The organism is Paenibacillus mendelii (assembly GCF_024498075.1).
GTDB classification, from domain to species: domain Bacteria; phylum Bacillota; class Bacilli; order Paenibacillales; family Paenibacillaceae; genus Paenibacillus_Z; species Paenibacillus_Z mendelii.
The window spans coordinates 233,740-248,972 of record NZ_JANHOF010000006.1 but is presented as its reverse complement, the minus strand read 5'-3'; the positions used below and the strand labels follow the sequence as shown (position 1 = coordinate 248,972).

Here is a 15,233-nt window from a genome sequence, read left to right as displayed (position 1 = left end):
GGACTTTTCTTTCTTCCGGACAGGATCGTCACATCTGGCGAGGAATGACTGGGATTTCAATGGTTCTAGCTGGAACGCGCGGTTATTTGAAGGAGGCGAATTGCACACATGGCGTGCAATCGATGAACGGCGTAATAGGCTGGAGGAAGCCAACATATCGGGGGGAGGCGGAGGGAGATGAAGGGGAGCATTGCAGGCGTTGGTTAGCCCATCCTCGTCGTGTACCAGATGTCACTGCAGCGGCGCAATCAAACCAGCATGCCGCAAGTAACACCCGGTAACACTAAAGGTCAAGATAGCTGGGATTTATTCATTACTAAATATATCTGTTCTTGTTCTACCTGCATGCTGCATGGTTGTTGCATGCTTACCGAATTGGTCGCTGTGCATATACCCTCATCTCTACAACCTCGGCGTACGCAGCACCGTTCATAGACTTTATCACGATCCGAAGCCGATTCGTGACAATAGGGGCTGCCATTATATGCTCCTGCCTGCGTTTGCGGTTCTCGGGCTGCTCGGCCACCGTCTCCCACACTCCATCCAACTCGGCTTGAACGACATAGTGACGCACCAGCTCCGGAATAACTTCGAACGGTGTCCGGTGATGATGCAGGTTAATTAAGTCCTCATTCACGTCATCATTGAACGTCAGATGAACCGTCCCCACCTGCACAGGCTCCGGCCAACTCAGCTCCAGCCATTCGTCCACTCCATCTTGCATCGCCCTAGACGACCACAGATGCGGTCCCGCATAGGGACGGTTATAGCCATCGATCACTTTAGAGGACGAGAACGCCTCTGTTGGAGATAGCAGCCGGAAGCATATCGCTTTGCGTGCGAACGGACGCATGCTCCATTGCATGGCAAGCTGACCCGGCTGCTGCTCCTCGGTCCATATATTCAAGAATGCCAGCGTACCCGTATGCGGGCGGTCGGACAGATGAACAGCCAGCTTATCGTTAGCCTTGATGATGATAAAAGCATTGCGCGCCGTATCCGGAATCCAGCTTAGATCCAGCTTCACCCACTGCTTCTCGCCTTTATCTACCTGTGCAGCCGCTGAAGAACGCTTAGCATGGGGCACGTAGTTTTGGCCAAGACGGGTATCCCACAGCTCTACCTCCAATAAAGCCGCATCAGCCGCGTCGATCAACAGCTCCAAACCATGGATTCCCGGATCTGCGGGCAGGAGCAGGCCGACGTTCTTCGTCAAAGGGAATGCTTCAACCGGCTGCTCGACGGCCAAGGAGGTAAGCGTGGTGGAAGCTGTCACTTCAGCCCGCAGCGCCAAATCATCCGCATCCTTGTTATGCAGACCGATTACGGACGCGTCGTGAAGCAGAAGCCTCTGCTGAAGCTCCGCCATATGATTCCGGTACAGCTCGCGAGGCGGTATTCCCTTCTCAGCGCTTAGTGCCGCGCCTAAACCGGCCGCTTCGCCGATGACCGCGCAGGTCGCCATCACACGCGTCGTGCCGAATGCGACATGTGAAGCGCTAATATTGCGTCCTGCCATCATCATATTGCTGACATTGACCGAGTAAAGCGAACGAAACGGAATATAATAGATGCCGTCGGCATGCATATGCTTGGAGCCGTGTTCGGTGGAATAAACCCCTTGAGGAGGGTGCAGATCAATCGACCATCCGCCGAATGCAACCCGGTCTTCGAATTCACGCTGCTCCATAATGTCGTTCTGATTCAAGACATAATCGCCAATAAACCGGCGGTATTCCCGCTTCCCCGGTACGGAGCCGACCCATTCAAGCGTCATATTCTCCGCCTCGAATTGACCGGAGTTTTTGATATAATCCCATATTCCGTATATGACGGACCACAGCTCATCGCGAATCCGCTCATTATCGTGAACGGTGTCGATCTCTCCTCCCCATTCAATCCACCAGTACGCGCATCCATTATCCCCGCTGCGAATGACACGATTGATCGGGATGGAGGTTTCGGCGATGTTAATCGCAAACCCGGGAGGAACGTACTTAACCGGACGCCCAACATCCTTCGTATAGAACAACATGGTGCTGCCAAGTGTGATATCGTCCGCAATGACCGGCGCCCATTCCTCCTTATATTCGTCCCTTGCCTCCCGTCCGATCCGATAGCGCGCCCCGGCGAGGAAACCGACAAGCCCGTCGCCCGTGCAATCGAGGTACATCTGGCTCTCGAAGCGAATCCTCCGCTCTGATCCCATCATCCAGCCGGTAACCGACCGGATCCTCCGGCTTGCCTCCTCTCCATCCGCCTCCACCTCATGCACATCGGTGTTCAGAAACAACGTAATGTTCTTCTCGGCGCGTACCGTCTCGAGCACGACCAAATCCCAATAATACGGGTTCCCCTCCGGGTTGCGATACTGATTCTCGACGAACATCTCACCCATGATGCCCGTTTCCCGCGCGAAGCTGTTTACGCCATGCGAAGTGGCGCCGCAGACCCATACACGCACCTCGCTGCTGGAATTCCCGCCAAGCATGGGACGATTCTGCACGAGCGATACGGTTTGTCCTGCCCGGGCAGCGGCCACCGCCGCGCATACTCCAGCAAGTCCGCCTCCGATTACAGTAATAGCTGACTGCACAACCTCCTGCCTCACCTGGACGCACTCTCCTTTATGACCATTATGCATATCCTTGATTTCATCATATAATGGTATAAATTCAAATAACATGCACCGTATTACAAGAAAACATATCCTATATTTCAATATCTATAAGGAGTCGGATAACCATGTTCACAGAAGGTTTCGCCCGGCTGTCCCATCATGTCTACTGGCACCGCAAGACACAATTTGCCCTGGATCGGGACAGCTCTGCGCTATGGACGTTGTTTGCGGTCGTGGAAGGAAGGTTCGCTTACGGAATTGACCGGTTTGAAGGCGATGCCGGCTTCGGCGATTTAGTGCTATGTCCACCGGGAACCTGGTTTTATAGGAAGGTCTTAGAACCGTTAACCTTTCATTTCTTCCAGTTCCGATGGGACTCGAATTCACCTGCGCTCGAAGGGGAAGCCCCTTTATGGATAGGAAAGAGACAGCTGGCGGATACGAAGCGGCTATCCTCCGACTTCGCTTACCTGCAGAGGCTTCCTGCTTCCGGCCGTAACGAGGAGTCGATCCGCGCGTACAAGCAGCATCTGTTGAACGACCTGTGGAGAATGGCAGGCATAGAGAAGGAGGAAATAAGACCGGAGATCGCGGTTCACCACAGTACTGACCCCCGCATACAGCAGGCGAGAGAGTTCTTGCTGGTCAATGCGTATACACGCGTCAATATGAGCGGCCTGGCCGCCACAATCGGGCTGTCGCCCGTACAGCTGACCCGTGGGTTCAGAAGCGCTTACAGTATGACGCCAAGCGAATTTCTCACTGCACGGAGACTTGAGCGGGCTGAGCGCCTGTTGGTGGAGACCTCATTCAGCATCGACCGGATTGCACAGCTATGCGGGTATGAGAACGGCTTCTACTTGAGCCGTTTATTCAGCCGTATTCGGGGAGTCAGCCCTTCCGCTTATCGGCGCTTCCACCGTATTTAATAATCTTCATAGAGGACGCGAAATGGACGGATACCCCTATTTATTTTTGCCCCCCTCGGCATACGCCTACGCGCTTCATCGGGAATGTGCATAGGCTATTATCATCCGAAGGAAATAAGGAGCTTATTCTATGTCCAAAACAACGACAAAATCGGAAACGACCGAACTATCGGCCGATGACCTCGCCTTATGGTCAGCGATTATATTGGTTGTCGGTGATCTATTCGGATTGTTCTCCGTCTTGAAAGCCCGATCCGAGAAAAATAACGATGCCTAGAGGCAGACGCGGCTGTCCATGCTTGGTCATAATTCACGATTGCAGAAAGGAGCTGTCCCGATGTCGGAGAACAAAGGACTTACCTCAGACCAGCTCGCCATCATATCGAACGGCCTATCCATTATCGCGTATGGAATAGGGCTTCTTGCTATAGAAAAGTCCAGCTCGGATAAAAAAAAGGAGGCTGAAGTGTCGGCAGCCTTAAGCCGTATTCTCAAAAGATTCTCTTAACGCCCTGAATGATTCCCCTCATAAAATGTCCCGCTCCCTTGCCTTACGGGCGCTGCTCCTAAGCCGGTTGGAACGCATCCGCCCCGTGTGATAAACTCTCAGTAGCTGCTTATAAGAGGGCAGAACAGGAGTGCATCGAGGCATGAGAATGAACCTATTGATCGCAGATGACGATCCCTCTATTCGAACCTTGCTTCGCCTTGTCTTGACCAAAGAAGGCTACGCCGTGCTCGAAGCGGAGGACGGCAAGCAAGCCGTAGAAATCTTGGAGACCGAGCGGATTCATCTGGCTGTCGTCGATGTCATGATGCCGGCGATGAATGGACTCGAGCTCTGCCGGGAGATCCGCGGGCAATACGACATCCCCGTTATGATGCTGACCGCCAAAGGCGGCATTGAGGATAAAGAGAAAGGCTTTCTGTCCGGAACGGACGATTACATGGTCAAGCCCTTCGAGCCGAAGGAGCTCGTCTTCCGCATTCAAGCGCTGCTGCGCCGATATCGGCTGGTCTCTGCCGATACGATCAGACTCGGCGGTGTCACGATAAACCGCCAGAGCTATGAGGTCAAGCGGGGCGCGGACACTATTGCTCTGCCTCTGCGCGAGTTCGAGCTCCTGACACAGCTGGCCAGCAATCCGGGCCGGATTTATACAAGGGAACAGCTCATCGAGCTCGTATGGGGCGCTGACTTTGCAGGCGACAGCCGGACGGTCGATGTCCATATCAAGCGCTTGCGGGAGAAATTTACCGGGGACGAGAATGATTTTGTCATTACGACGATTCGGGGCTTGGGGTACAAGCTAGAGGTGAGAGACCATTGAAAACCCTGTATGTGCGCATTGTGGTCACGTTTATCGCAATCGCTATTATCAGCTGCATCATTGGACTTCTGCTGACCAATTTCTACTATCAAGAAGTGCTCCACTCCAAGAGCCAACAAAAAATATGGAATGCCGGTCAAACGATACGTACCCTGCTGGAACAAAACCCGAACGGCGACACGTCTGCTTATTTAACGCAAGTCGCCTCGCTGGGCTATCAGATTTATTATGTCGACGAACAGCAGCGCGGAGCTTCCTTCGGCGCCCCCTTCAAGCACGGATCGCTAAGCTCCACGATCATTCAATCCGTGCTGGACGGCGGCATCTATAAGGGTGTGGACGAAGAGAACAACCGCTTTATGCTGCTGGCCTTCTTCGAGAATAGTCTTCGCAATACCGTAGGCCTCCCCCTCCTTGCAGCGGATGGAGAGAAGCGCGCTCTGTTCGTCAGACCGGACCTGGAGCAGCAGATTGGGGAGCTGCGATTGATTGTGGCCGTGCTCTTTATTGGAACGTTCGTTATCAGTTTGCTGCTCATCGTCATTCTGAGCCGTTATATCGTCAAGCCTGTGAAGGCGCTAACGAGCGCCACCAAGCAAATCGTCGAGGGCCGCTTCGACGTCGTATTGGATGTCTCGCGAAAGGACGAGCTTGGCGATCTTGCGCTGCATTTCACCAAGATGACGCAAGCCATCAAGCAGCTGGATGACATGAGACAAGAATTCGTCGCCAACGTTTCGCATGAGATGCAATCCCCGCTGACGTCGATCCGGGGGCTGGCACAAGCATCGCTGGACCACGGCACCACTGCAGGAGAGACGGAATACAATCTGCGGATCATCGAACAAGAGAGCCGGCGCTTGTCTGAGCTGAGCAAGCAATTGCTCACGCTTGCCTCCCTGGATAAGGAAAATCAGGCGCTTCAAATCACAAAATTTCAGCTGGATGAACAGCTTCGGCAAATCATCATCATGCAGGAGTGGCAGTGGTCTGAGAAGCAGCTTCAGCTTCAGCTGGAACTGCCCGAAACCTGGATTTCCGGCGATGCTCAGCTGCTCTATGAGGTGTGGCTCAATTTGATTTCGAATGCGATTAAATTTTCCAGCACAGGCGGTATGCTAAGCGTTCAGATCGAGGATGCTGATGACGATACGGTCCTTGTCCATATTGCGGATACCGGTGCAGGCATACCCGAATCCGATATGCCGCATCTGTTCGAACGGTTCCATAAAGCGGATAAGGCTAGAAATCGCACAACCTCCGGCAGCGGACTCGGTCTTGCGATCGCACATAAAATCGTTACCCTGCATCACGGACGGATCACAGCCCACAGTCAATATACGGTCGGATCCACCTTCACTGTAACGCTTCCCCGCTTGTAATCTTCCGTTCATTGTCCATTCATACTTCTGTCCGATAATTTCAATTAGAAATAACGGACAGGAGGTCTTGGGTATGATCCCACCATTCATGAACAAATTCATTCAATACGTAACCAGCCAAAGAGGAGCCAAGCTTACCATCCTCTTCTGGCTGCTGCTCGTCCTTGTTCTCACCGCAACGGCACCAACAGCCAAGCAGTACGCCGCGAACGCCGGCGAAGGCCACATCAAAGGCAGCAATCCTTCGGCAGAGGCCAAACAGCTCATGGAAGAGCACTTCCCTTCATCGGAAGGTATGGCTGCTCTGCTTGTTTTTCATAGCGACAGCGTGATTACCGCTGAAGAAGAGCAGAAGCTCGAAGCGTTCAGCCTGTGGCTGTCCTCCGATAAGAAGCCATCTTCTATAGCAAGTGCCGTCCCCTTCCATGCCCTGCCTGAGGCGGCTCGAGATCAGATGATTTCCAAGGACCGCTCGACCGTCCTTCTTACGGTCAACTTTCAGGAAGGGATCTCTTCCGAGCATGTAATGGATGCACTGGATGAGGTAGCCGCCTATTGGAGCGAGCACGGCACAGACCAGCTTAGGCTTGAGATGACGGGTCCGGCTGCCATCGCTGCGGATACCTTGAGCTTGTTCCGCAATGCGGACTTTGTTCTGATGATCGCTACTGTCGTATTGATACTCGTGCTCTTGATCGTCATCTACCGTTCTCCTCTGCTGGCTATATTCCCGCTTATCATTGCTGGAATCGTCTATATGGCGGTCGACCGGTTGATCGGACTTTCAGGGAAATTCGGTTTATTCGATATCGATAAGCAGTCGTTATCCATTATGATGATCCTGCTGTTTGCCGTCATCACGGACTATTGTTTGTTCGTCTTCTCGAGATACCGCGAGGCGCTGCTCGACCATGATTCGAAGTATACCGCGATGGGAAAAGCGATGACGCATGTAGCGGAGCCGATTCTGTTCAGCGGCGGCACGGTGCTGATCGCCATGCTTGCCCTGTTCGCCTCGGTATTCAAGCCCTATCACGGCTTCGCGCCCGTATTCTCTATAGCCGTAGCCATCATCCTGCTCGCAGGACTGACCTTGATACCGGCGCTGTTCGCCTTGCTCGGACGCAGAGCCTTCTGGCCCTTCATGCCGAAGGTCGGCACACGAGTTACACGTGCTCGGGTCCCCTTCTGGGAGAAAGTGGGCACATTCGTAACGGGCAAGCCCAAACTTACACTAATGCTGCTCGGTCTTCCGTTATTACTGCTGTCATTCAATGCGCTGGGCACCCATTATTCGTTCAATCTGATGAAGTCTTTCCCTTCCGATACGCCTTCCAGAGTCGGCTTCGAGCTGCTTGAGAAGCAGTACCCGCAAGGAGAGCTTGCCCCGGTTACCGTCATCTTGAAATCGGATCAGGCATTCCAGGCGGATTCCGCTCTTCTGGAGAAATTACAGCTTCTAGGGCAGCAATTGAACGCCCAGGGAGAGCTGGATTCCATGATGCCTGATCCCGCGCGGCTTGATGCTGCAGGATTAGAAAGTCTGATATCGGACAATAGGCATGTCCTGTCGTTCAAGGCCGTCTTGAAGGTCAACCCGTATGAGAAGGAAGCGCTGGACGTCGTTGAACGATGGCAGAATAACAGCGGATCCATTCTCAATGACAGCGGCTTCGATTCGGTTCTCGATTCTCTTCATTTTGGAGGTCAAACAGCGGAGCAGCTGGACGTTCGCGCGATGAACCAGCGCGATACGATCGTTATTTTCACCTTAATCGCCGTTCTTATCACGGCAATGCTCGGGTTTCAAACCGGTTCTATTCGAATGCCGGTATACATGATGCTGACGATCCTGTTATCCTATGCGGCTACGATCGGCTTAACCTGGTTCGTGTTTCATACGCTGCTGGATTACGATTCGTTCAGTTACCGGATCCCCGTATACACGTTCGTCTTCATGGTCGCCTTAGGCGTGGACTATAACATTATGCTGGTGTCCCGGATCAAGGAGGAAGCACGCAAATTCGCCTGGAGGGAAGCGGTTAGACGAGGCGTCGCATCGACAGGCGGAGTCATTTCATCTGCAGGCATTATACTGGCCGCCACATTCGGCGTACTCATCACGCAGCCGATCCAAGAATTGTTCCTGTTCGGATTTGCGATGGCGGCAGGCATCTTAATCGATACCTTCCTCGTACGGGGCATGCTGCTTCCGGCCATTATGACAATCGGCTTCAAGAATAAGCCGTCTAAGTAGTCTCTTCACAGATGAATCACCAAAAAACAGCTGCAGCGGGTTAATTCCTCCCCTGCAGCTGTTCCTTTTGCTGGAATCGTACAACTGTTGTTTATTTCGCTTTCATACCAACGCGCCTGATTCTCGTATTGACCGTTACTTCAACCTCAATAGTCTTGTACGCCTCCTGCCATCGCTGCTTCGTTCCGATTTCCCGGTCCCAATACCGGGGCTTTTTTGCCCGCAAATATTCGCCGAAGCCGAATATGTCTGATCCTTTTTGCTGTGTTTTTTTGATCAAGCTCTCGTATGTTTTTTTAAGCGATTTTTTATTTTGTTCCTCGATACTCTTTATGATCTTCTCACTCACGACAAGAGATTGTCCTTTAATCTTTTCCTCTAGATTGATCTCGGTTTGAACATATATTTTAAAATGCGGTCGGCCATTCACGATTCGCACGTCGAATTTCGATTGGCGATGAGTCGCAACCACCATAACGGAATCGCCGTTCAAGCTAATGACGCCCCGATAACCTGCGGGATTCAAGCCTTTAATCCCCATATATCCCGCAATTTCAAACGGTTTCGTTGCCCCAACCATTTTATCGGCTTTAAAATAAGCCATCCCGAGCAGATCAATGTTCTGTTCTTTCATCATCTCCACGTAGGGAAGAAAGCCTTCCTGCCCTTTCTTAGAAGAATTGCTCCAGAACATGCCCACATAATCATCCGGAAATTTGCCCAGCTTTACGGCATCGTCCAATGTGGACAGCAAGTATAAGCTCGGAACGCGTTCGAGTTTGGGGGAAGCGGTCATGAGCTTTCTCGCATTACCTTTCGATATCATCATCCACATCATTCTTCGCACTTCCGAATTGCGCTTGAGATAATCGTTCACATTCTGCAACCCTCTCTTAGCCATCGCTTCGGAAACGACGATTACGCGCAAATGCCCGAAGAACAGTTTTCCCGAAATTTGCTGCTGCAGGTTCATAAGTGCATCATCGACGGAATGCCCTACGACATCAATGACCCAGACCGTTTGTCCCGGCCCTTCTTTGCCGCCTCCACCTTCTCCGGGTCCGAGCGGAATCCTTCCGGGAAGCGCGACCTGTGCAGCAAGGCGGATCATCGCTTCATCCGGGGTCGGAAAGCTGCCACGAAGATGAGAAACCTCGTCCTCCTCCTGCTCTGCCCCGGGCTCAGCCAAGTCAATCGATATCCCCAATACGACAGCGCGCTCCTCGATTTCTAGACGATCCCAGCACCCGGTCAGGATTGGAACGGCGAAGAGGATGACGCATGACAGCTTGACCATCTTGGTCCAATGGCATAACATGATGACGATACCTCGCTTTAATTGAGATGCTCTCCAGACGGACAATCATACCCACTTTTTAAGAATCCAACTCCCTACGAATAATAAGCATGCAAGCCCAACGTTGAACCAGCCCAGGAAACGGGAAACATTCCTTTCTTTCTTCATTTTTAGCAATTCATAATGTTTGATATCCAATGCTAAGATGAGCAATCCGCTCACGAGCCATAACGGTATGGCGTAAATCAGATAACTGGTGAAGTAGCCGCCTATCCCCATACGTTTGCTAGCCCCCTCAATCTCGAATAACCCCTTGTTTATTGGGCATTTTCTTTCACTTGATTCCGAACGGGCTCCCCTCTTTTCTTACGCAAGATGGCAATGACCAGCAGCAATCCGGGATAAACGATCGTAATGCCAAGCCCAATACGGCCGAAGTTTTGGATAATGGTGTACATTTGTATGATGTTCTGGGGCAGCATGGCCATGATGAATACAAACGCCAGAAGAAAAAAAGAGAACATGCGATGATCCCTTAAGCGAAACAGCTTGCTCATGGAGTGAATCGTCAGAAAATAACTGGAGAACAAGGTCGTAAATACGGCCGTGACCCAGACCGCAAGGAATGCCGCATCCAGACGCTCCAATATATTCGCGGGCAAGGAAGTCGCTTTGGCGAGCTCAAGTGTCGGCCAGAGCAGCTCCTTGATCTCTTCAGAACCAAATACGCTGACCGTTGCTGCGACGATTGTAATATACAGTCCTCCCGCAATAAGCATCCCCAGCATGCTGGCTTTCATCGCCTTGTTGGGTTGGCGCATGGCTGGAATGACTACCGTTAAGATAAACGATCCTTGAAACAACGCGGCGATCGTCAGTATACCCGGCAGCATATTGCCAGTTGCATTGCCCCATATAGGCTGCAGATTGATCACATCTGAATTCTTGAAGGAAAGCGCGACGATTAACAAGACGGGAACCAATAGAATAGGCATATAAAAAACATGGATGTAAGCAAACGTCGTAATGCCGTTGCGCGTCGTGATGGCCGCGAGCAGCAGCATGACAATTACCGTCACTTCCACTGGCGTCGTCTTCAGAACCGATGTCACGACCACCTCACCAAACTCGCGCGCCGTAAGAGATGTCAGAACGGCAAAGAATGCAATGATCAGAATATTACCGAGCAAGGCAAGCCATCTGCCCAGTATATCCTCGCTATATTGAATGATCGTTTTATTCGGAAACCGCATACCAAGCAGGGTAACGATCATAAGTCCCACAAAGCCAAGCAGAATGCCAAGCAGCGTGACGAGCGGAGCTCCCGAATTCGCCGCGCGAACAGCGAAGAGCGGCAGCGCGAGAACCCCCACTCCAATGATGGTGCTAATCAGTATTGCCACGGCTTGGATCATTGTGATCTGACGTGGATTCTCCATTGGCTGACGCTCCTTTCGATTTCTGAACATTCATCGGATCCAGTACGTTTTCAGTCTGCTTATGGAGTGTTTTGAGCATGTCGTAGCCGGTTTCAGCTTCCGGTCCCAACCGGTTCTTCTCAAGAGGCTGCAAGAAAGAAGGCCTCTCACTCATCCACCATAACGGACCCCGTATGAGCAAATCCTTCATCCCTTGAAAGTTCCCGGGAACGTATGGACTCATATAAGGGACACCAAACGATTTCAAGGACAGCAGATGATTCATGATGAGTATCAATCCGATCATAATGCCATATAGTCCGAAGATACCGGCCATAATGATGAGCGGAAACCGCAAGAGTCGTAAAGCCAGCGCAGCATTATAGGCCGGTGTTGCGAAGGAGCCAATGGTCGTTAACGCAATGATGACAACCGTGATCGGGCTGGAGAATCCGGCTGCCACTGCGGCCTGTCCCACAACAAGGACGCCGACGATGGAGAGCGCCCCGCCGACTTGCTGCGGCAAACGAATCGTCGCTTCCCGCAGCACCTCCATGGAGATTTCAATGACCAGCACCTCGATAATGGCCGGGAACGGAACACCAGCCCGTCCGCCGGCCACCGCTACGGCAAACTCGGTAGGGATGAGCTCCGGATTAAAGGAAATGACCGCGACGTACAGAGCTGGGAACACCAATGAAAATACCAAGGCTACGAGCCTGGCCATCCGAATCGCGCTCATCAGAACAAAACGTTCCGTATAGTCTTCGACCGTTTGATAGAACTGGCTGAAAACCGTCGGAACGACCAGTGCCAGAGGGGAACCATCAACAAGAATAGCCACTCTGCCTTCCAACAGATTAGCGACTACTTTATCCGGCCGTTCGGTATATTGAACCTGGGGAAATGGGGATAAATGATTATCCTCGATGTACTGCTCCAGATACCCGGAATCCAATACCGCGTCTATATCAATGTTAGAGAGTCGCTTGTTGACTTCTTTCAACAGATCCGGGTTCGTGATCCCATCCATATAGCAAATCGCCACCTTCGATTTGCTTCTACGGCCGATCTCCATCGTTTCAATGCGAAAGTCCGTGGTTGGCAGCCGGTAGCGGAGCAGGGAGATATTCGTTTCCAGCATCTCAATGAACCCCTCACGCGGACCACGGATAACCTGCTCCGTCGCCGGCTGGTCGATGGCTCGTTTGTCCAGATTCCGCGTGCGAACCAGGAATGCTTCGTCCAATTTATCCACGACTATGACGGTTTCTCCGCGTAGAATGCCCTCAACTAAGCTTGCAATGCTGCTTACCATTTGCCCTTCGCTATGGTACAGCGAATCATTAATCAAAATGCTCTTTAACCGGTCATCCTCAATGGATTGACCCTCCAGACTGGGAGGCGGATACATGAGCGGTTTTAAGATTTCCGTATTAATCATCGTTGAATTCGTCAGGCTGGAATAGTAAAACATGACCGCCGGATATTGTCCGAATACATGAAAACGCCGCTTCAAAAAATCCGCATTCATGCCTAAGAGGCCATCTATGCACGTAACCGTTTCTTCCAGGTTTCCGCTTATTTTCGTATTTTGCAGCTCTTTCAAGGCTTGATCCGAAACGGGGGGTTGCTGTTGTTTCTTCGGTGCCTTCCGTTTGGACATCTCCTGCCGCCCTCCGATCATGATATCTGAAGCTGAAATGTCGAATATTGACAATATGTTACTATCTTTGACGTTTCCCTCCGCATTTAAACGAAAAAAGGGTTGCCCGGAGGCAATCCTTTTGAACGTTCATTCTCCTCCTTACATTTTATACCAAATTAATGGATCAAGACCCATTAAGCCTAAAGTCTTCGCCGCATACTGAATGAGTAACTTTGATATCCGTATGAGGGGGCTCGACTCCATTCGAGCTGCTTGCACCAGTTCCTCTAATGTTCACGCACGTAGTATCAATCGCCGTTCGTTTGCCCTTCCGTTGGATTTATCTTTTTTGTAAAGCCGGCTGTTTGCATTGTATTCCTATTCAATTTTGCTATGATGAAATCCGTAGATTCAAGAAAACGATGAAACGGAGGCCAAGTATGGCAAACCACCTGCAGCTTCGGGAAGACGGTTCTTTCACGATCGTGCAATTCACGGATTTGCATTGGCGTAACGGCGAAGAAGCCGACCTGCAAAGTGAAGAATTGATGAAACGCATATTGAACGATGAGCGCCCCGATCTCGTCATGTTTACCGGTGATATGATTCATGCCGAGAACTGCGCGGATCCCCGCCAGTCCATTCGCTGCGTCGTACGAGCGGCAGAAGCCGCGGAGATTCCTTGGGCGGCCGTCTTCGGCAACCATGACGACGAGTCGGACGTTACCCGGCATGAATTGATGGCGGTCATGCAAGAGCACTCATTCTGTATGTCCGAGCCGGGACCGCAGGAAATTCACGGCGTCGGTAATTTCGTGCTGGACATTATCGATCCGGCTGACGGTTTGCCCGCCGCTTCGTTGTATGGCTTCGATTCCGGGGCCTATGCGCCTGCCCGCGCCGGAGGGTACGACTGGATCCGCCGCAGCCAGATCGACTGGTATGCCGAACAATCTTCCGCCCGGGCGGAGAAAGCGGGATTCGCGCTTCCATCTCTCGCTTTCTTCCATATTCCGATTCCGGAGTATAAAGACTTGTGGGATTTCCATACCTGCTACGGCTCCAAATTCGAATCCGTCGGAAGCCCCAAAATAAACAGCGGGTTATTCACCGCCTTCGTCGAGATGAACGATGTCATCGGCACGTTTTGCGGCCATGATCACATCAACGACTATTGGGGCGATCTTCTTGGCATCCGTCTATACTACGGCAGGGCGTCTGGATATAACACATACGGCCGGGAAGGTTTTCCGCGAGGCGCCAGAATCATCCGGTTCGAGCCCCTTAAGCGCAGCTTCGATAGTTGGATACGGCTTATCGACGGCACCGTCATTGGACGGCAAGAGGAGCATTCACCCCTTTATTCGGACCGGGAACCATACATCGAAGTTTGAGATCCGATAAGAAATCGAAGAAAACGGTGAATGTCACAGCACGCCCATAACTTGATTAAATCACCCAACATACGTAAAGGTGCTGACATACAGCATCCAAACTTAAACACAGCCGCAAGGACAATGTCCCTGCGGCTGTTTGTTTCCTGCTTCATTAAATCCATTCCTGGAAAGTCCGGCGAATCCGGTTTGCCATCCACTCGTTAACTTCCCATAAATCGGAAACCGGCTGCCGCGTGAAGGGCAGCGTCGGCATGTAGCCCGGCGGTCCGAATTCCGGCGTTACGGTCGCGAATTCGGCTCCCGATTCGGCCCGATGCTTGAAGATTTCCGACCACCAGCCTTCGAATGCCTTCAGCTCACCCGCAAACTCAGGCGCACCCGGATGCGGCACCTGCGGTCCTTCTGCATAGCCGATCCGCGCGTGGATATGAATCGCCCGCTCGAATGCAAGCCGCATATGTTCCGCTTGATCCTCCAGCAGCGATTCGCAGACGCAGCACCAATGGCTGAAGTCCGCCGCAATCTTAAGCTCCGGCAGATCCCGCAGCAGCGCCGATGTCGTCCACGGGGTAAACATCGCTCTGTACCTATGTGTCTCGTGTCCAACCGGAATGCCCACCTCGCGCTCTACAGCCAGCGCACTCTCGAAGAATTGCAGCTGCTGATCATACGGCATACTATCCCGGGCGCTGTGTGAGACGATGAGCTGCGGTTGAAATCCAGCAGCCCGACGTACCTGGGCTGCGAAGGATTCCGCATGATCCCCGGAGGTGACGACCTGTGCAATATAGTCAAGGTTATGCAGCATCAGCAGGTCCTTGAATTCATTCTCGCGTTCTGCGGAAGGCAGCGGTGCTTCTACACCGCTGAAGCCCGCCGCAGCCGCACGCGACAGCTGGTCTGCATACGTGCCTTCCATTCCCCAAAGCGCCTTAACGATTTTAATTTTCAACG

14 protein-coding genes are annotated in these 15,233 nt (G+C 52.1%); 7 read left to right on the top strand and 7 right to left on the bottom strand.

Annotation, left to right across the window (positions count from 1 at the left end; all coding sequences use genetic code 11):
* Positions 1-367: 367 nt before the first annotated feature.
* On the bottom strand, positions 368-2,611 hold the full coding sequence (locus NNL21_RS20635; protein WP_204819846.1) for an FAD-dependent oxidoreductase: 2,244 nt from the start codon (positions 2,609-2,611) through the stop codon (positions 368-370).
* Between the two features lie 134 nt (positions 2,612-2,745).
* Here NNL21_RS20635 and NNL21_RS20630 point away from each other — a divergent pair, with 134 nt between their 5' ends.
* The 6 genes from NNL21_RS20630 (at position 2,746) to NNL21_RS20605 (ending at position 8,519) form a co-directional block, all read left to right on the top strand.
* Entirely contained in the window at positions 2,746-3,549 is an 804-nt protein-coding gene (locus NNL21_RS20630; RefSeq protein ID WP_204819845.1) for a helix-turn-helix domain-containing protein, read from the top strand.
* A 130-nt stretch (positions 3,550-3,679) separates the two neighbouring features.
* Positions 3,680-3,826: a hypothetical protein gene (locus NNL21_RS20625; RefSeq protein ID WP_204819844.1), complete on the top strand. Its 147-nt coding sequence runs from the start codon at positions 3,680-3,682 to the stop codon at positions 3,824-3,826.
* 60 nt (positions 3,827-3,886) lie between these two features.
* Positions 3,887-4,057, top strand: a complete 171-nt coding sequence (locus NNL21_RS20620) for a hypothetical protein (protein WP_204819843.1) — start codon at positions 3,887-3,889, stop codon at positions 4,055-4,057.
* A gap of 142 nt (positions 4,058-4,199) precedes the next feature.
* A complete protein-coding gene (locus NNL21_RS20615; RefSeq protein ID WP_204819842.1) occupies positions 4,200-4,880 on the top strand; it encodes a response regulator in 681 nt (226 codons plus the stop codon).
* On the top strand, positions 4,877-6,262 hold the full coding sequence (locus NNL21_RS20610) for a sensor histidine kinase (RefSeq protein ID WP_204819841.1): 1,386 nt from the start codon (positions 4,877-4,879) through the stop codon (positions 6,260-6,262). Before NNL21_RS20615 ends, NNL21_RS20610 begins: the two co-directional genes overlap by 4 nt.
* Positions 6,263-6,335: 73 nt before the next feature.
* The gene (locus NNL21_RS20605; RefSeq protein WP_256555363.1) at positions 6,336-8,519 is read left to right on the top strand and encodes an MMPL family transporter; all 2,184 of its coding nucleotides are present in this window, start codon (positions 6,336-6,338) and stop codon (positions 8,517-8,519) included.
* 91 nt (positions 8,520-8,610) lie between these two features.
* Here NNL21_RS20605 and NNL21_RS20600 read toward each other — a convergent pair whose 3' ends face one another.
* The 5 genes from NNL21_RS20600 to NNL21_RS36820 form a co-directional block, all read right to left on the bottom strand.
* Positions 8,611-9,837 (bottom strand): Ger(x)C family spore germination protein, encoded by a 1,227-nt coding sequence (locus tag NNL21_RS20600; RefSeq protein WP_204819840.1) that lies wholly within the window; start codon positions 9,835-9,837, stop codon positions 8,611-8,613.
* A 45-nt stretch (positions 9,838-9,882) separates the two neighbouring features.
* Positions 9,883-10,095, bottom strand: a complete 213-nt coding sequence (locus NNL21_RS36825; protein ID WP_373567584.1) for a CLC_0170 family protein — start codon at positions 10,093-10,095, stop codon at positions 9,883-9,885.
* A gap of 38 nt (positions 10,096-10,133) precedes the next feature.
* Positions 10,134-11,255 carry a GerAB/ArcD/ProY family transporter gene (locus NNL21_RS20595; RefSeq protein WP_204819839.1) on the bottom strand — a complete coding sequence of 374 codons (1,122 nt, stop codon included), beginning with the start codon at positions 11,253-11,255 and terminating at the stop codon, positions 10,134-10,136.
* Positions 11,203-12,900, bottom strand: a complete 1,698-nt coding sequence (locus NNL21_RS20590; protein ID WP_204819838.1) for a spore germination protein — start codon at positions 12,898-12,900, stop codon at positions 11,203-11,205. Before NNL21_RS20590 ends, NNL21_RS20595 begins: the two co-directional genes overlap by 53 nt.
* Positions 12,901-13,066: 166 nt before the next feature.
* A complete protein-coding gene (locus NNL21_RS36820; protein ID WP_373567586.1) occupies positions 13,067-13,222 on the bottom strand; it encodes a DUF6843 domain-containing protein in 156 nt (51 codons plus the stop codon).
* Positions 13,223-13,322: 100 nt separating this feature from the next.
* On the opposite strand from NNL21_RS36820, the gene NNL21_RS20585 reads away from it, so the two are divergent.
* Complete coding sequence (locus NNL21_RS20585; RefSeq protein ID WP_204819837.1) at positions 13,323-14,276, top strand: metallophosphoesterase family protein; 954 nt, start codon at positions 13,323-13,325, stop codon at positions 14,274-14,276.
* A 154-nt stretch (positions 14,277-14,430) separates the two neighbouring features.
* Here the strand turns inward: NNL21_RS20585 and NNL21_RS20580 are convergent, their stop codons facing one another.
* The gene (locus NNL21_RS20580) at positions 14,431-15,231 is read right to left on the bottom strand and encodes a sugar phosphate isomerase/epimerase family protein (RefSeq protein ID WP_204819836.1); all 801 of its coding nucleotides are present in this window, start codon (positions 15,229-15,231) and stop codon (positions 14,431-14,433) included.
* Between the last annotated feature and the right edge of the window lie 2 nt (positions 15,232-15,233).

Bases quoted from the DNA above. Each gene is read 5' to 3' on its own strand.
- NNL21_RS20615 (WP_204819842.1), top strand. From the start codon at position 4,200: ATGAGAATGAACCTATTGATCGCAGATGACGATCCCTCTATTCGAACC.
- NNL21_RS20595 (WP_204819839.1), bottom strand. From the start codon at position 11,255: ATGGAGAATCCACGTCAGATCACAATGATCCAAGCCGTGGCAATACTG.
- NNL21_RS20605 (WP_256555363.1), top strand. From the start codon at position 6,336: ATGATCCCACCATTCATGAACAAATTCATTCAATACGTAACCAGCCAA.
- NNL21_RS20585 (WP_204819837.1), top strand. From the start codon at position 13,323: ATGGCAAACCACCTGCAGCTTCGGGAAGACGGTTCTTTCACGATCGTG.
- NNL21_RS20600 (WP_204819840.1), bottom strand. From the start codon at position 9,837: ATGTTATGCCATTGGACCAAGATGGTCAAGCTGTCATGCGTCATCCTC.
- NNL21_RS20625 (WP_204819844.1), top strand. From the start codon at position 3,680: ATGTCCAAAACAACGACAAAATCGGAAACGACCGAACTATCGGCCGAT.
- NNL21_RS20620 (WP_204819843.1), top strand. From the start codon at position 3,887: ATGTCGGAGAACAAAGGACTTACCTCAGACCAGCTCGCCATCATATCG.
- NNL21_RS20630 (WP_204819845.1), top strand. From the start codon at position 2,746: ATGTTCACAGAAGGTTTCGCCCGGCTGTCCCATCATGTCTACTGGCAC.
- NNL21_RS20590 (WP_204819838.1), bottom strand. From the start codon at position 12,900: ATGTCCAAACGGAAGGCACCGAAGAAACAACAGCAACCCCCCGTTTCG.
- NNL21_RS36825 (WP_373567584.1), bottom strand. From the start codon at position 10,095: ATGGGGATAGGCGGCTACTTCACCAGTTATCTGATTTACGCCATACCG.